This is a genomic window from Microbacterium resistens, assembly GCF_021172025.1.
GTDB lineage: Bacteria > Actinomycetota > Actinomycetes > Actinomycetales > Microbacteriaceae > Microbacterium > Microbacterium resistens.
Window position 1 is genome coordinate 32,831 of sequence record NZ_CP082781.1, and the last position, 20,153, is coordinate 52,983.

The window sequence follows — 20,153 nt, forward strand, 5'->3', positions numbered from 1 at the left end:
GAGCGAGCGGAGCCAGTCCCGGTGGGGCTTCGGTCGTTGAGCGAGCGGAGCGAGTCGAAACGCGCGGATCCGGCGGCGGGGGCGTTTCGTCTCGTCGCTGCGCTCCTCGCTCAACGACCGGTGGGGTTCGGTCGTTGAGCGAGCGGAGCGAGTCGAAACGCGCGGATCCGACGGAGGGGCGCCCCGTCGCTGCGCTTCTCGCCCGACGACCGAGTGCGCCGGGATCCGCTCAGGCGTCGAGCACCTCGAACGGCGGCAGGCCCGCGATGAGGAGCCGCGTCTGCATCGACAGCGTGACGAGGGACCCGATGAGGCGCACGACGTATCGCGGATCGGCGCGATCGCGCAGCCAGGCGTTGGGATCGTTCACGATGCCGGTCTGCGCGTCGACGCGGACGCGGTAACGGTCCAGGATCCACTCGAGGGGACTGCGTCCGCCGATCCGGTACTCGTGCGCCTCCTCCGGGATGCCGGTGAGGGTCAGGAAGGCGTTGTAGCGGATCGCGCTGCGGTCGCGGCGCGTCGTCCAGGTCATCCGATCGATCGCGTACAGCGCGGCGTCGTCGTCGGTGGGGGCGTCGATCGCCCGGACCTCGGCCAGCGGGAACTCGTCCGCCGCCTCGTACCCGAGGTGCAGCGCCGCCAGCGCCTCGCCGGTGCGGACGTACGCGCGGATGTCGGCCACGAACGGGATCCGCGGCAGCACGCGCTTCAGATCCGCCTCGTAGCGGCCGCGGTACTCGGGATGGTGCAGGATCGCGTACACCGCGGAGAACACGTCGTCCTTCGTCAGCTCGTCGTCCTCGTAGACGCGCCGATACCGGGCGAGCGTCTCGTCGGTGATGTTGTCGACGCGCCGGTACCCGCCCACCACGACCTCGTCCTCCGTCGGATCGAGGCCGTCCAGGGCGTCGAGGTCGAGGCCGGTGGGTGCGGCGAGCGGCTCCCAGCGCCAGCGCGCGAAGACCTGGGCGTCGCCGACGACGTGGAGGTCCGGGATCGCGTCGACCATCAGCGGGACGTCCGCGCCGCGGGCGTTGACCGCGATGGCGCGGTTGGGGTGCGCCGGGGTCGGGAAGAGCCGGGGGAGCTGGTAGGTGCAGTTGTTCATCCGCTGCGTGGGATCGAAGTAGATCGGGGTGCGGACGAACGGGCGGTACACGCCCTCCCGGTAGCCCGCCTCGGAGTGGGTCGTCTCCCGGTCGCGGTCGACGTCGCCGAGGTTGACCCGGTCCCAGCTGCCCCGGCGCGGGTCGCGGGTGACGAGCGTCCGCGGGCGGGTGCCGCCGGCGGCGAGGGACCGGACCCTTCGCCGTTCGCCGTTCAGGAAGTCGACGTGCCGGCGGACGTTGGCGCGCAGCAGCGTCCGGTCGAAGTTGACGCACCACGCGTCCCGGTTGGTCTTGAGCCCGTTCGAGGACAGGGCGAACACCCCGTCCGGCCCGGACAGCGCGCGGAAGGCGCCGAAGCGCTCGTCGCGCTGGTTGAGCCAGTCGCCGGCGGCGTTGGGGAGGATCTCGCGGAACTCGGATCCGCGGAGGGACGCCTCGGTGCGCAGCGCGTCGAGCTTCTGCTCGCGGGTCATCGCGTCACCCATGCTGCGGTAGCGGATCCGGGCGGGGCCGACGTGACCGGCGCGCTTGACGAGGACGGCGATCACGACGCCGGTCATGATGTCGAAGACGTTGCCGCCCTCGTTGCGTGCCGCGTCGCCGACCCGGCCGCGGATGCCGCCGCGCAGGTCGTAGAGGAAGACGTCGCTGAACTCGTCCCCGAAGGCGAGCCGCACCCCGTCCGCGGTGTTGCCGTCGACGAACCCCGAGTTGGATACGAACGCGATCACGCCCTCGTCGCCGATGCGGTCGGTGGCCCACCGGAGCGCGCGGAAGTACGAGTCGTAGAGCGAGTTCTTCAGGGTCGCCGTGGAGCGGTTCGCGTAGGTCTCCTCGATCCTCGCGTCGAGGGCGGGGTAGCGGGCGTTCTGGTTGTCGTCGTTGGCGCTGCGCTGCCCGACCGAGTAGGGCGGGTTCATGACGATCACGTCGATCGGCGCGCGGCGCTGCCGTTCGAGGCGCTCGGTGTTCTCGGGGAACACCCCGCCGGCCAGCTCGTGGTCGCGTTCGTCCATCGCGAAGGTGTCGGTGAGGCTGATGCCGGGAAAGGCCGCCTCCCCGGCGTCCGGCGTCGTGGCGGTCAGCTCGCGGAACACGCTCTCGAGGTTGACGGCGGCGATGTAGTAGCTGAGCAGCACGATCTCGTTCGCGAAGAGGTCGTGACGGTACTTGTACGCGAGGTTCTCCGGCGGGACGAGGCCGAGCTGGAGGAGGCGGGTGAGGAACGTGCCGGTCCCGGTGAAGGGATCGAGGATCCGCACGCCCCGGTCGCCCAGGCCGCGGTCGAAGGCGGCCCGGAACGCGTCGTCGGCCGACCGGAGGATGTAGTCCACGACGTCGACCGGGGTGAAGACGATGCCCATCCGGTCGGCGAGCTTCGGGAACGCCTTCGCGAAGAACCGGTCGTAGAGCGTGACGAGGAGGCGCTGCTTGGAGGTGAAGTCCGGGAGACGGCGGATGTGGTCCGTGATCCCGGAGTAGAAGGACTCGAGCGGTTCCCGTTCACGGGCGAACGCCGCGTTCTCGGAGAAGGAGTCGATCACCTCCTGCATCGTCAGCGACACGGGGTTCGCCCGGGTGAACGAGTCGTCGGGGAACATGGCGTCGAAGACGGGCATCGTGATCAGGTGCTGCGCGAGCAGCTCGATCGCCTCGTCCTCGGCGATCTCGGGATTGACGGTGGCCCGGAGCGCTCGGAGGAAGGCCTGGAAGCGACCGCGGTCGCCCGGGGAGGAGTCCAGGTGCGCACTGATGAGTGTGACGTACGTCTGCGCGATGCCGGAGACGTCGTCCGCCCAGTCGTCCCAGTACAGTCGATCGCCGACCTTCTTCACGAGCTTGGCGTAGACCGCGTCCTTCCAATCGTCTGCGCCGAACAGCGGGAGGGCGGGGGAGACGGCCGCCGTCCTCGTACGCGTCACGCGGTCGGCGGCGTCCAGGTCGTGATCGACCGCCCCGATCTCCCCTGGGGCTCGCGTGCGGGATGACGATGCGACCAGGTCGACATGAGCGACGACCACGGTCTCGGGGGAGCGGCCGGTCAGACCCATCCGGTTGATCTGGGCGTCCAACCGCTCGTCGTGGGAGCGAAGCGCCTGGAGGACCTGCCAGACGACCCGGTAACGCTCATTGTCCTTCAGCGCCTCCTCGCCGGAGATCTGCTCCGGGATCGCGACGGGGAGGACGATGTACCCGCAGGTCTTCCCTACCGCGCGACGCATCACCCGTCCGACGGCCTGCACCACGTCGACCTGCGACTTGCGCGCGCTCAGGAACAGCACGGCGTCGAGGCCGGGGACGTCGACGCCCTCACTGAGGCAGCGGGCGTTCGTCAGGACGCGCGCGGTCGGCGGTCCCGGACGCTCGATCCCCGGATCCTCGCGCAGCCACTGCAGAAGCGCGCCGCGCTCGGTCGCGTTCATGGTGCCGTCGACGTGGCGGCACTCGACGCCGAGATCGTCGGTCGGGTCGTCGTTCAGGCGGTCCTGGAGGTGGGCGCGGACCAGGTACGGGAAGTCCTGCTCGACCTTTCGTGACGTCTTGATGTCCCGCGTGAACGCCACCGCGCGGCGCATGGGGGTGATGTCCCCGCCGAACCCGTCGGCGAGATGACCGGACTGCCGCTTGGCCAGCGCGTTCCAGCAGCCGATGAGCTTGGCGACGTCGGTGAGGGGGAGCTCGTGGGATTCGAGCCGGAGGTGCTCGACGAACGATCGGGCGACCTGGTCCTCACTCACCCCGAGAACCAGGACCTTGTAGTCGGTCAGCAGGCCCCGCTCCACCGCCTCGCCGAAGCCAAGTCGGTACACGACGGGGCCGAACAGCGTCTCGTCGTCCATCGAGACGAGCTCGACGTCCCGCTGCCGGGCCTGGCTCTTCGCTTCCGGGGCGTAGATGCGCGGGGTCGCCGTCATGGAGAGGCGACGTTCGGCGTCGATGATCCGCGGATCGTGGATCTTCACGAACTCGGAGGGGTCCTCGTCCTCGGCGAGGCGGACACCCGTCGTGCGGTGGGCCTCGTCGCAGATCACCAGGTCGAAGGCGGGGACCCCGAGGCCCTGTGCGTCGCTGACGGCTTGGATCGACTGGTAGGTCGAGAAGACCACCGTCATGCCCTCCGACAGGTCGATCTCCTCGAGGAGCCGGAACAGCGTCGCCCCGTCCGTCGTCGCGGGGGCGGCGAGATCCTCCAGGGCCACGGTCGTGAGATCGCCGTTCGCGACGCGCCCGAGTCGCGGATCCGATCCGATCGCGAACGCGCGGAACGGCATGTCGGGGTCGTGCTCGCGGGACCACTCCTCCAGTGCCTGCTGCAGGAGCGCCAGCGACGGCACTGCGAACAGGACCATGGACCGGCCGCCGCCCTGTTCGCGGGTGTAGCGCTCGGCGATCTTCAGGGCGGTGAACGTCTTGCCGGTGCCGCAGGCCATGACGAGCGTGCCGCGGTCGAGGCGGTCCTCCGTGAACGCGCGAAGCGTCGCTTGGACGGCCTCGTGCTGGTGAGGGCGCAGCTGTCGACGGCCATGGAGTCGCGGCGCCCGTTCCGGGGCGGTCAGGCGGTAGGTGGACCAGTCGATCTGGCTGTGGCGCAACTCCTGGAGCGTGATCCGGCTGATCCGCTTGGTGCGGTTCTTCAGCGCGTCCTCGGCGTTCGTCGACCATCGCCCGGACGTCGTATCGACGACGATCCCGCCGACGAACGGCTCTCGGCCGACGGCCTCGAAGAAGGAGTCCAGGTCGGACTTGCGCATCCGGTGGTCCGCGGCGAAGAACTTGACCTGGATGGCGAAGAGGTCTCCGTCGGTTGTCTCCGCGACGAGGTCGATCCCGGTGTCCCCCCGCCCGTCGCGCCCCGGCCAGTCCCGCCACAGCCAGACGTGGCGGAACTGCCCGGATCGCAGGGGATCGAGCCGCAGGTAGTGGCGGACGAGCTCCTCGAGGTAGGCACCCTGGACGCGCCGCGAGTCGGCCATGGCCCGGAACTCGTCCAGCAGCGCGTCGAAGGGGGTCTCGCCCGGCTCCTCGGGCGCGAAAGCAGGGGAGACGGGGAGGTCGTCCTCGGTCGGCATACGGCTTCGCTCCCGGTTCGGCGGCGCGGTCGGACGGGGTCGTCACGGTGCGGTTAAAACCCCGTGGAGTTAACCTATCGGAAGCAAACCTTCGTCTTCTCGCCTGGGGCGATTACCAAGGAAGGGTGACCACCGCCTCCCGTGACCCCCGCGTCGTGCTCGGGGAGCGGATCGCGCAGCTGCGGGTGCGCAGTCTGCTCACGGTCAACGGACTCGCGGCCGCGTGCGAGCTGGACCCGTCGAACCTCCGCAAGATCGAGAAGGGCGAGGGGAATCCGCGTCTGGCCACGGTTCTCAAGATCGCCGGCGTCCTCGAGATCGATCCCCGCGACCTGTTCGACGGACTCGACCCCTACGGTCTCACCGGCAAGGACCGTCCGCAGCCGCTCAGCGGCTTCGACGCGTCGTTCTGGCGCCGCGGCGACCGCATCGCCTGACGCGAGGCCGCCGTCTCCCGTGGCGGCGCGGGCGAGCGCCATCGGCGCCGGGTGCGTCGTGGTGCTCTTTCGCTCTCGACGCAGAACGCCCGGCTCGGCCTTTCGGCGAGCCGGGCGTTCTGCGAGGGGAGATGCGTGCGGTGCGGGGCGCGATCAGGCCAGCGGCGGGATGTCGTGGGGGATCGTGAGGACCCGGGCGGCGGCGGCGTGGCCGGCCGACAGCCGCTCCGCCATCTCCGCCCCCTCGAGTGTCGCCACCAGGAAGCCGGACGCGTAGGCGTCTCCGGCGCCGACCGGCTCCACGACCTCCACGCGGGGCGCCGGGACGAACACGGGCTCCGCGGACCCCTCGAACGCGGTGGCGCCGACGTCGCCGTCCTTCACGACGAGCAGTCCCGCGTCCGGGATGTGGGCGCGGATCTCGGCGGGGGTGGCGGTGCCCCAGAGGCGCTCGGCCTCGTCGCGCCCGACGAAGGCGATGTCCGCACGGTTCGCCAGGCGCGCGAGCTCGCGCGCGGCGTCCTCCAGAGACCACAGCGCGCGGCGGTCGTTCACGTCGAACGACACCAGCGCGCCGGCCTCGTGAGCGTCGTCGAAGAGGCGCTCGACCATCGCGGCGCAGCTGGCGGACAGCGCGGGGGTGATGCCCGTGGTGTGCACGATCCGGACGCCCGCGAGGCGCTCGGGGGAGAGGAAGCCGACGTCCATCCGCGAGGCGGCGGATCCGCGCCGGTAGTAGTAGACGGTCGAGGACTCGGCGCCGGGGTCCTTGAACATGACGCCGGTGGGCGCCTCCTTGTCGCGCTCGACCCACAGTTCGACGCCCCGGGGCCGCAGCTCGTCGAGGATCCGCTCGCCGAGGGGGTCGGTGCCGAGGCGTGAGGCCCAGGCGGCGGGGTGCCCGGCTGCGGCGACCTGAGCGGCCACGTTGGACTCGGCCCCGGCCAGCCCCAGGGTGGCGTGGGCGGCCGCGGAGAGCGGCGCGCCGTCCGGGGTCACGAGGAGCATGCACTCGCCCACGCAGACGAGCTCGGGGACGACGGAGGAGGCGGGGGAGGTGGTGGCGTTCGTCATGATGGCGGGAGTGAGACCGGTTCTGTGTCGGGGATCGGACTGGGATCGCGGTGGCGGAGATCGGGGAAGGCGCGGACGAAGAGGATCGAGGCGGCGAGCCCCACGGCGGCGAACAGCGTCGCCGCGAGGTAGGCGCCCTGGGGGCCGCCGGTCTGGTCGATGAGGAAGCCGGCGATCGCGGATCCGGCGGCGGCCCCGATCAGCTGGCCGGTGCCGGCCCAGCCGAACGCCTCGGCCGTCTCCGAGAACTTGACGCTCGCCGTCGTGATCGCGAACAGGACCGCCAGCGCGGGGGCGACGCCGATGCCGGCGACCAGCAGCGTGCCGCCGAGCCAGAACACGTTGAGCGAGACCATGGTCAGCGCGAGCCCGACCGTGACGATCGCGAGCCGGCGCGCCATGGCCCACGGCCCGATCGGCACCCGGCCGCTGGCGAGGCCGCCGACGAGGCTCCCGAGCGCGAACACCGCCAGCACGATGCCGGACTCGATCCCGCTCTCGTGCTCGCCGCCGTGGCCGAAGGTGGCGACGACGCCGACCTCGACGGCCGAGCAGGCGCCGATGAGGAGGAAGCCGATGACGGTGGCCATCAGTACCGGGGGCTTCAGCACGACCCGCCCGAAACCGTGGCGGCTGCGCGGGATCCGCACCCGCCCGACCTCGGGGGAGAGGATGAACCAGGCCCCGCCGGCGACGAGGATCGCGGCCACGAGCAGCAGGCCCTGGACGGTCCCGATCTGGGTCGAGACCAGGGTGATCGTGACGGGCGCGAGGATCCAGATGATCTCCTGCAGCGACGCGTCGAGGGAGAACAGCGGTGTCAGCTGCGACGAGTTCACGAGCTTCGGGTAGATGGTGCGCACGGCCGCCTGGACGGGCGGCGTCGACAGTCCCGCGACCAGGCCGAGGGCCATGTAGCCGGGGACGGCGAGCGGAAGCAGTGCGAGCCCGAGGAACGCCAGCACGCAGACCGAGAGGGTGAGCGTGAGCACCCGGCGCATGCCCCAGGCGCCCATCCAGCGGCTCGTGATCGGGCCGGCGACGGCTTGGCCCACCGAGGCGGCGGCCAGGGCGAGCCCCGCCGCCCCGTAGGAGCCGGTGGTGTGCTCGACGTGGAGGAGGATCGCGAGGCTCGACATGCCGTTCGGGAAGCGCGCGGTCAGCTGCGCGGCGATCATGCGCCCCACGCCTGGAGTGCGCAGGAGTTCGCGATATCCCGATGCGGCCACGCGACCACGTTACCGGGGTCGCGACCGTGCCGCGCGGCGTCGATCGGGGGGCGTCGGCGCGACACGCCGACGACACGCCGGAGGACGGATTCCACAGGCTGGGGAATGTCGGAGGCCGGTTCTAGCGTCCCCCCTGTGGAGGGATCCGCCGGGGCGCTCCGCGAGGCCCGGGAATCCGCGCTTGGCGGGGCTCGGGGCCCGGTGCCCGCCTGTGGATGAAACCGTGGACAACCTGTGTTGTATCAGGGGAGAGCGGTGGAAAACTACACGGATGTAACTACTATCCCTTGTGGTCGACCCGAATGTCGGTCCCCATATGTAGTATTGAAGTCCCGGTGAGGGTCCACCGGGTGAACACCGGGTTTTGAGGGGAAGAAGAGGCAGAACATGTCCATCACGGTTTACACGAAGCCTTCCTGCGTTCAGTGCAACGCGACGTACCGCGCGCTCGACGCCAAGGGCATCGAGTACGAGATCCACGACCTGTCGGAGGACCCGGCGGCGCTGGAGCAGGTCAAGGCCTTGGGGTACATGCAGGCGCCGGTCGTCGTCACCGACGAGGACCACTGGTCGGGCTTCCGTCCCGACAAGATCGACGAGCTCGCCTCGCGACTGGCGTAAGGCCGATCATGAGCGCCGTCGCAACCGCCGCGCCGCTCCTGGTCTACTTCTCGAGCGTGTCGGGCAACACCGCGCGTTTCATCGAGAAGCTGGGACTGCCGGCGAAGCGCATCCCGCTGCACCGCGGGGACGAGCCGCTCGTCGTCGATGAGCCCTTCGTCCTCGTCACCCCCACCTATGGCGGTGGCCAGGGGCGTGGCGAGGAGAAGGGCGCCGTCCCCAAGCAGGTGATCCGGTTCCTCAACGACGAGCGCAACCGGCGACACATCCGCGGAGTGATCTCCGCGGGGAACACGAACTTCGGCGATGCGTTCTGCCTCGCCGGCGACATCGTCAGCCGCAAGTGCCACGTGCCTCACTTGTACCGGCTCGAAGTGTTCGGCACACAGGAAGACGTCGATCGCGTGAGCGACGGATTGGAACGATGGTGGGTATTGCAGTCCAGCATGCAGAGCATGACGCAGTGAAGGAAGAGGCGGCCTTCAAGGTCAACCCGGCGTACGAGGGGCTGGACTACCACGCCCTCAACGCCATGCTCAACCTCTACGACGCGAACGGGAAGATCCAGTTCGACGCCGACAAGCGTGCCGCGCGGGAGTACTTCCTGCAGCACGTGAACCAGAACACGGTGTTCTTCCACTCCCTCAAGGAGCGCCTGGACTACCTCGTGGAGAAGGAGTACTACGAGGGCGCCGTCCTCGAGAAGTACTCGTTCGACTTCATCCAGAAGCTCAACGACCTCGCCTACTCGAAGAAGTTCCGCTTCGAGACCTTCCTCGGCGCGTTCAAGTACTACACGAGCTACACGCTGAAGACCTTCGACGGCAAGCGGTACCTGGAGCGCTTCGAGGACCGCGTCGTGATGACGGCTCTCGCGCTCGCGGACGGCGACGAGAAGCTCGCCGTCAGCCTCGTCGAGGAGATCATCTCGGGTCGCTTCCAGCCGGCGACGCCGACCTTCCTCAACGCCGGCAAGGCGCAGCGCGGCGAGCTCGTCAGCTGCTTCCTGCTGCGCATCGAGGACAACATGGAGTCGATCGCCCGCGGCATCAACTCCGCCCTGCAGCTGTCCAAGCGCGGCGGGGGCGTCGCCCTGCTGCTGTCGAACATCCGCGAGTCGGGCGCGCCGATCAAGCAGATCGAGAACCAGTCCTCGGGCATCATCCCGGTCATGAAGCTCCTCGAGGACAGCTTCAGCTACGCCAATCAGCTCGGCGCGCGTCAGGGCGCGGGCGCGGTGTACCTCTCCGCGCACCACCCGGACATCATGCGGTTCCTCGACACCAAGCGCGAGAACGCCGACGAGAAGATCCGCATCAAGACGCTGTCCCTCGGCGTCGTCGTGCCGGACATCACCTTCGAGCTGGCGAAGAACGACGAGGACATGTACCTGTTCTCGCCGTACGACGTCGAGCGCGTGTACGGCGTGCCTTTCGGCGACATCTCCGTCACGGAGAAGTACCGCGAGATGGTCGACGACCCGCGCATCAAGAAGACGAAGATCAACGCGCGCGAGTTCTTCCAGACCCTGGCGGAGATCCAGTTCGAGTCGGGCTACCCGTACATCATGTTCGAGGACACGGTGAACAAGGCGAACCCGATCAAGGGCCGCATCAACATGTCGAACCTCTGCAGCGAGATCCTCCAGGTCAACACGCCGACCACGTACAACGAGGACCTCTCCTACAGCCAGGTCGGCAAGGACATCTCCTGCAACCTCGGCTCGATGAACATCGCGCTGGCGATGGACGCGGACGACCTCGGCCAGACCGTCGAGACCGCGATCCGCGCGCTGACCGCCGTGAGCAACCAGAGCCACATCGGCTCGGTCCGCTCCATCGAGGACGGCAACGACCGTTCGCACGCGATCGGCCTCGGGCAGATGAACCTGCACGGCTACCTCGCGCGGGAGCGGGTGTTCTACGGCTCCGAGGAGGGGCTCGACTTCACGAACATCTACTTCTACACGGTGCTGTACCACGCGCTGCGGGCGTCCAACGCCCTCGCGATCGAGCGGGGCGTCGCCTTCGACGGCTTCGAGGACTCGACGTACGCGTCGGGGGAGTTCTTCGACAAGTACATCGAGCGCGCCTGGGAGCCCGAGACCGAGAAGGTCAAGGAGCTGTTCGCGGGCAAGCACATCCCGACGCAGCAGGACTGGGTCGCGCTGAAGGAGAGCATCCAGAAGCACGGCATCTACAACCAGAACCTGCAGGCGGTCCCGCCGACCGGATCGATCTCCTACATCAACAACTCGACGAGCTCGATCCACCCGATCGCGTCGAAGATCGAGATCCGCAAGGAGGGCAAGCTCGGGCGCGTGTACTACCCGGCGCCGTTCATGACGAACGACAACCTGGAGTACTACCAGGACGCGTACGAGATCGGCTACGAGAAGGTCATCGACACCTACGCCGCCGCCACGCAGCACGTGGACCAGGGGCTTTCCCTGACGCTGTTCTTCAAGGACACCGCCACCACGCGTGACATCAACAAGGCGCAGATCTACGCCTGGCGCAAGGGCATCAAGACGATCTACTACATCCGTCTGCGTCAGCTGGCACTGGAGGGCACCGACATGACCGAGTGCGTCTCCTGCATGCTCTGACCCTCGCGACCGCTTCGCTCGCTCAACGACCGAACTAGGAAAGACATGACCCCCGAATCGCTCAAGCTGGTCGACCACGTCCAGGCGATCAACTGGAACCGCATCCAGGACGACAAGGACCTCGAGGTCTGGAACCGTCTGGTGAACAACTTCTGGCTGCCCGAGAAGGTGCCGCTGTCCAACGACATCCAGTCGTGGAACACGCTCACCCCGGAGGAGCAGACGCTGACGATGCGCGTGTTCACCGGCCTCACGCTCCTGGACACCATCCAGGGCACCGTGGGCGCCGTCTCGCTCATCCCCGACGCGATCACCCCGCACGAGGAGGCCGTCTACACGAACATCGCGTTCATGGAGTCGGTGCACGCGAAGAGCTACTCCTCGATCTTCTCGACGCTGTGCTCGACGAAGGAGATCGACGAGGCCTTCCGCTGGTCGGTGGAGAACCCGAACCTGCAGAAGAAGGCGCAGATCGTCATGGACTACTACCGCGGGGACGAGCCCCTGAAGCGGAAGGTGGCCTCGACGCTGCTGGAGTCCTTCCTCTTCTACTCCGGGTTCTACCTGCCGATGCACTGGTCGAGCCGGGCGAAGCTGACGAACACCGCAGACCTCATCCGCCTGATCATCCGCGACGAGGCCGTGCACGGCTACTACATCGGGTACAAGTTCCAGAAGGGGCTCGAGCGGGTCGACCAGGCCAAGCGCGACGAACTGAAGGACTACACCTTCTCCCTGCTCTACGAGCTCTACGACAACGAAGTGCAGTACACGCAGGACCTGTACGACGGGGTCGGCCTGACCGAGGACGTCAAGCGGTTCCTGCACTACAACGCGAACAAGGCGCTGATGAACCTCGGGTACGAGGCGATGTTCCCGTCGACGGTCACGAACGTGAACCCGGCGATCCTGTCGGCGCTCTCGCCGAACGCGGACGAGAACCACGACTTCTTCTCGGGGTCCGGCTCCTCCTACGTCATCGGCAAGGCCGTCGCCACCGAGGACGACGACTGGGACTTCTGACGCCCAGCTCTAGCTGACAGCCCGCAAGGGCTGGTGAGAGGCCCGGAACTGCATGTTTCTGCAGTTCCGGGCCTCTTTTCGTGCCTTCTCTCGAAGATCAGAGGAGGACAGCAATGTACACGAGTACCTGTTCGGTGGGGCACGGAGGGGGGCACGAGCGCACCTGTGACGTGGGTGAGGGGGTGCCCGCCTACCGGAAAACAGGTTCGGCGTGCCCCTCATGTCGTGCCCCACAAGGCACGCCGGATAGCCCGGGATCCGCGAGATTCTGCGGGTTCTGCCGTCTCTGCCCCGTGAGGGGCACGAGGGGGCACGACCGCCCGCGAGAGTCCGCGCGAGTCCACGGGAGGGCATCATGAGCGCTCAGGAACGAGAGTTCTGGTTCGTCCTGCTCTGGTACGAAGTCTGCTTTGTCGCTCATCGCGTCGCCCCTTTACTGCGACATGACGGCGGGTTCGCGCTGCTGCGCGGGCCGGTCGTCACGCTCGAACGCCTGACTGCGGTCGAGACCGGGAGCCTCCCGCCGCGGGGCGTCCTGCTGCGGTGCGCGGTCGACGGTGTACGGCGTCCACATCAGGTCGTGCCCGATCTTGGTAGCGACGAACTCTTCGCGTTCGTTGCCGTGCTGGTCGGTGAACTCCCGCACGTAGCCCTGTGCGATGAAGCGGTCGTCCTGCTGGTGGTGCCAGTCTTAACGAACGAGTCCTCCCCTTCGCGTCGGAAGTGCTCGACGCCGACGCGGGCGTAGAGCCGTGGCACCCCGCTCTGGCCGTAGGTGACTCTCGGGTCGGAGTCGATGTACCCCACCAGGGCCTGTCGCGGTCGCAGCTTCGCCTGATCCGTCCGCTGCTCGTTCTGCGGTGCGTTCTGCTCGTCCATCAGCGTGCCTCCTACCTCGCGGTGCCCCGCACGGAAGCGGCGCAGCTTGTGTGTGGCGGCAAGGTGCACGTCGCGGCCCGCGAGCGTCAGAACCCTCGCGCGGGCATCTCCCGCCTCCACGGCTGCGGCGAGGAGCCTGATCCGCTGGGAACGGGGCTGCGTTCCGGGTTCAGGTGCACACCGAGCGCAGGCCGGCGCCCCCACATTGCGCCACCGCGGTCCTCTCGCTCTTCTTCAGGCGGTTTGCCGGATTGCCGCCCTGACATGTACACCCAGGAGATCTACCCACGCGCTCCAGACACAGAGCGCCTCCCCACAGCCCTCCGCCTCCATCGCCACACCAAGGAGTGACCTCGCCCCAACTGGTCCAAGCAGTGTCACTGCTCGACCGCGAAAAGCCGCCCGGCACCGAGGTAGAGGCCGCCTCGGCCGCGACACCTGCATGGTCGTCGCCGGTCGTCGTGGTAGCCGGAGGCTGGTTATCGGATCAGCAGCGCGTGCAGGTGCTCGAGGCTGTCGGCGTACAGGTCGAAGGCGTCCTCGGGGGCGGGAGGATCCCCTCCCAGGCGGGGAACATAGGCGGTGCGGAGGCCCGCGCTGGCTGCGGCGCGCAGATCCCAGGCGTGCGCTGCGACCATGTACGGCGGCGCCGAACCCGGGGAGGCGGTTGCCAATGCCAGCTGGTAGATCTCCGCGCTCGGCTTGTACACTCCGACATCCTCCGCGGAGAGGAACTCGGACACCGGCATCCCTGAGTGTTCGCGCAGGCCGTCCAGTACTCTACGGCTGGCGTTCGACAGGCCGAGCACGGTCGTATCGGCCGAGAGTCTCGACAGGCCGACGACGGTGTCAGGCCAGGGGTCGAGGCGCTGCGAGGCGGAGGACAGTGGAGGCACTGCAGATGCCGGCAGCATGCCCCGACCCGTGAGAGCCTGCAGCGCCTCTGCATCGAGCACATGGCTGGGGCCGAACGCGGCTTCACCGGCGTTGATCTCGTGTTCTCGGTCGGCGACGTACGTCAGCCAGGCCTCCACCATCTGAGCCGAATCGACGTCCCCCACCCAGTGACGGCGCTTGCGCACCGTTGGAGACTGCCGAACTGGTCCACGAGAGTGCCCAGCACGTCGAAGACGAGCCGGGGGCGGCCGGGAACCGTGGCGCTCATGCCGGATGGAACCGCGGCGCACCCTGGTCTATTCCGCGCGGTCACCCGACGCCCCCAGGCCCGCCCCGCCTCACACGGCGGCACGGATCTTCTTTCCATGCCCGGCGCAGGCGGTCCATGGCCGTGTTCTTCATCGGGGCAGTCGGTGTCGCGAACCGAGAAGCTCGAACAAACTTGAAAAGCCTTCTTCCCCGTGCCCGTCGGCAATTCGACGCTGCATGAGCGTTCGCACCTCGCGCATCCGGGTCGTGTCGACACCGGCCGAGGCGCGATGCTCGATCAAGTCATCCATGAGGGCGGCTTGCACCTTGAGGTTGCCGAGGTCCGGAGCATATTCGCCGCGCGCAATGGCGGCACCGAACGTCGTGACCAGCTGCGCGTACCCCGTCATTGTTTCTGCGACACGACCGGCGAACTCAGCTACATCGACCCCCTCGGTGTGCACGAGTCGGAACGTGTGCAGCAGCCCGATCAAGAACTCGTAACCGATGGCGACTTGGGCCATGAACTCCACTGCGGCGAGGCCGGCATCATCGCCGTAGAAGGTGGTCCTGCCAAGCTCATCGATTGTGGAGCGATGAGCCTCCAATGCCTTACGATCACCGCTGAGTGAGATCAGCATCGAGGGCGTTCCGGCATACGATGGGTCACCGAGCAGCGCCCCGCCGATGTACTTCGCCCCGCACTCATGAGCCCACTCGGCGTTGTGCCTCGCATCCGCGGGCGACCCACTTGTGAGGTTCACGATCACCTTGCCTGCAATGACATCGGCTATGCCGCGCTGTACCTCGGTCACGGCAGTGCGATCGAGCAAGCTCATGACGATCAGCGGGCTGGCAGCCACTGCTTCGGCTGCCGTCGATGCAGCGATCGCGCCATTCGCCGCCAGCGGGGCGGCCTTGGCCAGGGTTCGGTTCCACACCGTCGTGCGGTAGCCCTGCTCGATAAAGGTGCCCGCAAGCGCGGAACCCATCGCGCCCAGCCCCAGAACGGTTACAGCGTTATTAGTCGTCATTGAGTGGCTCCCTTTATGAACAGCATCATGATGACTTTCAGGTTAGAATCTCAAGTACGGTTGAGGTCAAGGGGTGAAACGGTCGAGATCGCCGGATGCGCCGCGGGTTAGATGCGCAGGGGGTCCTCAGTGGCGAGTTCGTCGTCAGTGTTGAGGAGTCCGCACGCGCTAAGGGGAGAGACGACCGCAGCCGATGCAACCGGTCAGCTCGCGCTGCAGGTTTTCGAGCTGCTTGCGGCGTGCGGTGGTCTCCTCGCGCCAGAGTCTGGCGATGTGCTTCCAGTCAGCCTGTGTCGGCGTGTCGTCGAGCGGGGACGTGTGAAGACTTCGCCGACCTGATCGAGCGACACCCCCGAGGCGCTTTGCGATGACGATCAACGAGACGCGGTGGATCATGTGGCGGCGGCGTCTCTGGTTTCCTGCCGTTCGGGTAGAGCAGATGAGCTCGAGCCGTTCGCAGAAGTGCAGGGTTGAAACAGGTGTGCCTGCCCGGCGAGACCTCGCCGGCGGCGAGCAGGTCTTCAGGTTCCACGAACTTCTCCTCTCGACTTGACCTCAAGTTAAGTTGAGGTATTAGCGTGGCCGCAATCGACCGCTCGCGGCACTTCTCGACAGCGATGAGCCGCCCTAGCCGACCCGGCGATTGGAACGCAATGACCGACAGCACACCAGTACAGACCGCCACGGGAACGTGGCGCGAACTTCTCACGGGGCGCAACGCGCCCATCGCTCTCGTGCTCGCCGGTGGCGTGCTCATCGAGGCGAGCAACGTCTACCTCACCACGAGCCTCCTGCCCACGATCGTCGGCGAGATCGGCGGCATGGAGCTGTACGCCTGGACCATGACGGCGTTTCTCCTGGCCTCGATCGTTACCTCGATGCTCGTCAGTCGCGTGCTCATGCGCTGGGGCGCGATCGGCGCGTATCTCATCGCGCTCGGCACATTTGCGCTCGGTTCGCTCATCTGTGCTGCGAGCCCGACAATGCCAGTGCTTCTGACAGGTCGCGCTGTGCAGGGTCTCGGTGGCGGGCTCCTAGCCGGGCTCGGCTACGTCATGCTGCAGCGCGCGCTCCCCGAACGGCTCTGGGCGCGCGGCGCAGCGCTCGTCTCTGCGATGTGGGGTGTCGGAAACATCCTTGGTCCACTCGTTGGCGGGCTGTTCGCACAGTTCGGCGCGTGGCGACTCAACTTCATCTGCCTCGCCGGCGCCGCAGTTTTGCTGAGCTTCGTCGCTATGAAGGCGCTTCCGCGCACCGAGCGCGGCCGCTCTGATGAGGTCGTGCCGTGGGTTTCGCTCGGCCTCGTCGGCAGCGGTGTCATCGCGATCGCAATTGCGAGCGTTCTGCCAGTCGGCCTGGGCACCGTGCTCGCCTTCGCAGCGGGCGTCGTCCTTGCTCTGCTCTTCATCGCCTACGAGAAGCGCAGCACGAAAGGCATTCTGCCCCGCGTCGCGTTCGACCGACGTTCACCGCTTGCCGCGGTCTACCTGACCGTCGCCGTCTTCGCCTTCGCGATCGGTACGGAGGCGTTCGTGCCGCTCTTCGGGCAGGAGATCGGGCTCATGGGCCCGCTCGTTGCCGGGCTGCTCGGCGCTGCGCTTTCGTTCGGATGGTCGATCGTGCAGGTGTTCTCGGCGAACGTTTCGAGTGCTGCTGCACAGCGGTCACTCATTGTCGTCGGCCCTGTTGTCATCGGGCTGGGGCTTGCCGCCTACGGGGCACTGCAACACAACGGGCCATCCGTGACCGTGCTCGTGTTGTGGTTCGTGACGCTCTTCTTCGCGGGCAGCGGCATCGGCCTGGCCTTCCCGCACCTCACGGTCGCCGCGCTCGGCAGTACCAGAGATGAGGACGAAGGCGCGAAGGCGGCCGCCGCGATCAACACCGTGCTCATCATCGCTCAGGCGTTCAGCGCGACCCTCGCCGGCATGATCGTGAACTTCGCCCTGCCCGACATGGTGCACGCGGCCCGCACACTCATGTTCACATTCGCGGTCATCGCGATTGCGGGCACGATCTTCTCACGCCGCGCGGGCCGCGGAATCGAGGCATGATGCCCGAAGCATCCGCAATTCTTGGCATCGCGATCGTGGCGTTCGGCATGGCGCTGACGCCGGGGCCGAACATGATCTATCTGGTGTCGCGCACACTCTCGCAAGGAACGCTCGCGGGGTTCGTCTCGCTCTGCGGCACTGCGCTGGGTTTCGCCATCTACATGACAGCGGCGAACCTCGGCCTCGCGGTTGTCTTCACGGTCGTGCCGTGGCTGTACACAATCATCAAGATTGCGGGTGCGCTCTACCTGCTGTATCTGGCGTGGACCGTGCTTCGCGGCAGTGCAGGGCTCTTCGAACCCGCACAGATTCCGCGCGATTCGAAGCGTCGCCTCTTCGGTATGGGGCTCGCAACCAACCTGCTCAACCCCAAAGCTGTCATCTTGTACGCGGCCCTCATCCCGCAGTTCATCGACCCGGCGCGGGGCAATGTTGTCGCGCAGGGCTTCGTGCTCGGGGGCGTCCAGATCGTGGCCAGCATTGTCGTCAACAGTGCGTTCATCTTGAGCGCCGGCTCGATCGCGCTCCTGTTGCAACGTCGACCGCGCTGGGCCGTGTGGCAACGTCGCGTGGTCGGCGGGGCACTCGCAGGAATCGGCGTACATCTGCTGCTCGATTCACACGCTCCCGTGAGTGCGGGGGCGGCCTCATGAGCACGCTCGAGCGCACGCGCACCGAGGCGAGCTCGGGGGGTTTGGGCTCGCACTCGCGGCAATGGTCGCCGGCTAACTCGCTGCGAAACCAGCCAGTCTTCCGCCCCCGAAAGGATCACCATGACTACGCAACCCTCAATCCCCGCCGTCATCGGGGCCACCGAAAATGCGCTTCGCGCACTGCTGCTCACGACCCTCGCTTCGACGGTGATCGCGAGTTACGCCGAGTGGGTCGTGCTCAACGCCGTGAGCGCAGCCGGCACGGATGCTTCGAGTGGGCAGTGGCGTGACGAAACCGCCCGCGCGCTCAAGACAGAGATCGAACCCATCGAGGCAGCGTTACGTGATCGCGGTTTGGTCGTGGGTGAGACGCAACTGAGCGACGACGGCCTCGAGGCGTTGGTTGCCGCCCGCCGCGCCGTCGGCGCGGCGACGGCTTCACTCGTCGAGGGCATCAGCGAGTCGGATGACGCAGCAACACGCCGTGTCTTGGCCACCTTGCGTGAACGCGCCGAGGCGCTTGTCAGGGTCCAGTCGTGATAGCACCCGTGGCAATGCCGGGTGGCAACGCACTTCGCGAGGCGCAAATGATCGGTAGCGTCGAGACATGGTGACACTTGACCGCGTGCTGCAGCGCCCGACCGCGCGCATTGCTTATCGCGATTCCGGTCGGGGGTCGCCGACGGTCGTTTTCCTCCATGGTGCGGGTCTCGATCACGTGATGTTCGACGATCAAGCCGACGCGCTCGTGGCGGCTGGCGCGCGCATTGTGCAGTGGGATCTTCGCGCGCACGGGCAGTCCACACTCGCCCCGGGCACGCGATTCACGGCCGAAGATGGACTCGACGACCTTGCGGCGTTGCTCGATGAAACGCAAGTATACGCTCCCGTTCTTGTCGGCCACTCGCTCGGTGGCAACATCGCGCAAGCATTCGTTCGGATGCATTCGAACCGAGCGAGCGGCGTCGTGATCATTGACTCCGCATGGAACACCGGCCCACTTTCGGCCTCGTCGCAATTCTTGCTCGGGCTGGCGGCACCCGCGCTCGCACTCATTCCGGCGCGTAGTTTGCCGGGTCTCATGGCGAAGGCATCGGCCGTGACACCGGCGGCGATTGAGCGCGCAACAGAGACTTTTGGTCGAATGCCCAAGAACACATTCCTCGACGTGTGGCGCGCGACTTCGTCGTTCATCGCACCCGATCCTGAATATCGCTCGCTCATCCCGATCGGGCTCATGCGAGGCAGCGACGATCAGACGGGCAATATCTCGCAGACAATGGGCACCTGGGCTGCGGCAGAGGGCGTCACAGAACACGTCGTTGCAGATGCCGGGCACATTGTCACGTGGGACGCGCCCGCCCAGAGCACGGCGACCCTCTTCGAGATTCTCGGGCAGTGGCATCCGCACCTCGTGAGCGGCGAGGGGTGACCCACGTGTTCGTCGCGGAGTACCACCCAGAGCGACCGCGCACCGTTGTTCTGCTGCACGGCGGCGGTGTCGCAGGCTGGATGTGGGAGCCCGTGCGCGCCGAACTCGGCAACGAGTACCACCTCATCGTGCCGGATCTGCCGGGCCATGACCACAGCGCGGCCGACGACTACGTCTCGCATGAGCAAACACTCGAGCAACTGCGCGCGATGCTCGTCGAGCGAGCCACGGGCCCCGTTCATGTTGTGGGTTTTTCGCTCGGGGCACAGCTCGCCCTCGCGCTCGCGAGCAAAACCCCAGAACTCGTGAGCCGGGTCGTCTCGATCAGCGCCCTCGCGATCCCAGCGCGGGCTCCCGGCCTCACACGAGTACTGCTCTCGTCTACTGCGGGGCTTGCGAAGAACGAACGGTTCGCACGGGCACAAGCGAAGGTGCTCGGTGTGCCGCCCGCGCTCGTGCCCGACTATCTTCGAACCTCCGAGTCGATCTCGAAGACGACCTTGCTCACCGTTGTCGCCGCGAACGGCGCATTCGTGCCTCCATCTGGGTGGGAACGTTTCACCGGTGCCGCGATTGTGCTCGCTGGCGGTCGCGAGCCGCGCCCGGTTCAGCGGTCCGCACGGCTATTGCACGCCGCCAACCCACGGAGCACCCTCGAGGTCGACCCAGACGCGGGCCACACGCTCCCTTTCAGCAACCCCGCTCTCGTTGCCCGCAGCATCCGCGCGGTGACGATCGGACATGGCGAGGCTTAGAAGCCTCGCGCGGGCGATTCCCGCGT

The 20,153-nt window shown here is 67.3% G+C and carries 17 protein-coding genes; 10 read left to right on the forward strand and 7 right to left on the reverse strand.

Translation table 11 applies throughout. The features are described from left to right. Positions 1 to 229: 229 nt before the first annotated feature. Positions 230 to 5,182 carry a type ISP restriction/modification enzyme gene (locus K8F61_RS00180; protein WP_231820296.1) on the reverse strand — a complete coding sequence of 1,651 codons (4,953 nt, stop codon included), beginning with the start codon at positions 5,180 to 5,182 and terminating at the stop codon, positions 230 to 232. A 125-nt stretch (positions 5,183 to 5,307) separates the two neighbouring features. On the opposite strand from K8F61_RS00180, the gene K8F61_RS00185 reads away from it, so the two are divergent. After that, complete coding sequence (locus K8F61_RS00185; protein WP_231820297.1) at positions 5,308 to 5,619, forward strand: helix-turn-helix domain-containing protein; 312 nt, start codon at positions 5,308 to 5,310, stop codon at positions 5,617 to 5,619. A 153-nt stretch (positions 5,620 to 5,772) separates the two neighbouring features. On the opposite strand, the gene K8F61_RS00190 is transcribed toward K8F61_RS00185, so the two are convergent. Continuing rightward, positions 5,773 to 6,693 carry a sugar kinase gene (locus K8F61_RS00190; protein WP_231820298.1) on the reverse strand — a complete coding sequence of 307 codons (921 nt, stop codon included), beginning with the start codon at positions 6,691 to 6,693 and terminating at the stop codon, positions 5,773 to 5,775. Beyond that, positions 6,690 to 7,871 (reverse strand): MFS transporter, encoded by a 1,182-nt coding sequence (locus K8F61_RS00195; RefSeq protein WP_067244872.1) that lies wholly within the window; start codon positions 7,869 to 7,871, stop codon positions 6,690 to 6,692. Before K8F61_RS00195 ends, K8F61_RS00190 begins: the two co-directional genes overlap by 4 nt. Before the next feature lie 438 nt (positions 7,872 to 8,309). Between K8F61_RS00195 and nrdH the strand changes: the two genes are divergently transcribed. From nrdH to nrdF, 4 genes are all read left to right on the forward strand, one after another. Further along, a complete protein-coding gene (nrdH, locus tag K8F61_RS00200) occupies positions 8,310 to 8,543 on the forward strand; it encodes a glutaredoxin-like protein NrdH (RefSeq protein ID WP_067202914.1) in 234 nt (77 codons plus the stop codon). A gap of 8 nt (positions 8,544 to 8,551) precedes the next feature. Next, positions 8,552 to 9,010, forward strand: a complete 459-nt coding sequence (gene nrdI / locus K8F61_RS00205) for a class Ib ribonucleoside-diphosphate reductase assembly flavoprotein NrdI (protein ID WP_084344453.1) — start codon at positions 8,552 to 8,554, stop codon at positions 9,008 to 9,010. A gap of 65 nt (positions 9,011 to 9,075) precedes the next feature. Beyond that, on the forward strand, positions 9,076 to 11,151 hold the full coding sequence (gene nrdE, locus K8F61_RS00210) for a class 1b ribonucleoside-diphosphate reductase subunit alpha (RefSeq protein ID WP_231821584.1): 2,076 nt from the start codon (positions 9,076 to 9,078) through the stop codon (positions 11,149 to 11,151). A gap of 45 nt (positions 11,152 to 11,196) precedes the next feature. Then, entirely contained in the window at positions 11,197 to 12,174 is a 978-nt protein-coding gene (gene nrdF, locus K8F61_RS00215) for a class 1b ribonucleoside-diphosphate reductase subunit beta (protein WP_067244868.1), read from the forward strand. A gap of 433 nt (positions 12,175 to 12,607) precedes the next feature. On the opposite strand, the gene K8F61_RS00220 is transcribed toward nrdF, so the two are convergent. From K8F61_RS00220 to K8F61_RS19095, 4 genes are all read right to left on the reverse strand, one after another. After that, entirely contained in the window at positions 12,608 to 12,820 is a 213-nt protein-coding gene (locus K8F61_RS00220; RefSeq protein ID WP_231820299.1) for a hypothetical protein, read from the reverse strand. A 712-nt stretch (positions 12,821 to 13,532) separates the two neighbouring features. Beyond that, a complete protein-coding gene (locus K8F61_RS00225) occupies positions 13,533 to 14,135 on the reverse strand; it encodes an HAD-IA family hydrolase (RefSeq protein ID WP_231820300.1) in 603 nt (200 codons plus the stop codon). A 213-nt stretch (positions 14,136 to 14,348) separates the two neighbouring features. Continuing rightward, positions 14,349 to 15,233 carry an NAD(P)-dependent oxidoreductase gene (locus K8F61_RS00230; RefSeq protein WP_231820301.1) on the reverse strand — a complete coding sequence of 295 codons (885 nt, stop codon included), beginning with the start codon at positions 15,231 to 15,233 and terminating at the stop codon, positions 14,349 to 14,351. A gap of 168 nt (positions 15,234 to 15,401) precedes the next feature. Then, entirely contained in the window at positions 15,402 to 15,629 is a 228-nt protein-coding gene (locus K8F61_RS19095; RefSeq protein WP_336246432.1) for a MerR family DNA-binding protein, read from the reverse strand. Positions 15,630 to 15,886: 257 nt separating this feature from the next. Here K8F61_RS19095 and K8F61_RS00235 point away from each other — a divergent pair, with 257 nt between their 5' ends. From K8F61_RS00235 to K8F61_RS00255, 5 genes are all read left to right on the forward strand, one after another. Next, positions 15,887 to 17,287 (forward strand): MFS transporter, encoded by a 1,401-nt coding sequence (locus K8F61_RS00235; RefSeq protein WP_067244860.1) that lies wholly within the window; start codon positions 15,887 to 15,889, stop codon positions 17,285 to 17,287. Then, a complete protein-coding gene (locus tag K8F61_RS00240; RefSeq protein ID WP_231820302.1) occupies positions 17,284 to 17,940 on the forward strand; it encodes a LysE family translocator in 657 nt (218 codons plus the stop codon). Before K8F61_RS00235 ends, K8F61_RS00240 begins: the two co-directional genes overlap by 4 nt. 120 nt (positions 17,941 to 18,060) lie before the next feature. Next, positions 18,061 to 18,480: a hypothetical protein gene (locus tag K8F61_RS00245; RefSeq protein ID WP_067244858.1), complete on the forward strand. Its 420-nt coding sequence runs from the start codon at positions 18,061 to 18,063 to the stop codon at positions 18,478 to 18,480. 67 nt (positions 18,481 to 18,547) lie between these two features. Further along, a complete protein-coding gene (locus K8F61_RS00250) occupies positions 18,548 to 19,372 on the forward strand; it encodes an alpha/beta fold hydrolase (protein WP_231820303.1) in 825 nt (274 codons plus the stop codon). Next, a complete protein-coding gene (locus K8F61_RS00255) occupies positions 19,369 to 20,127 on the forward strand; it encodes an alpha/beta fold hydrolase (RefSeq protein WP_231820304.1) in 759 nt (252 codons plus the stop codon). The genes K8F61_RS00250 and K8F61_RS00255 overlap by 4 nt, the downstream gene beginning before the upstream one ends. Positions 20,128 to 20,153 lie beyond the last annotated feature (26 nt).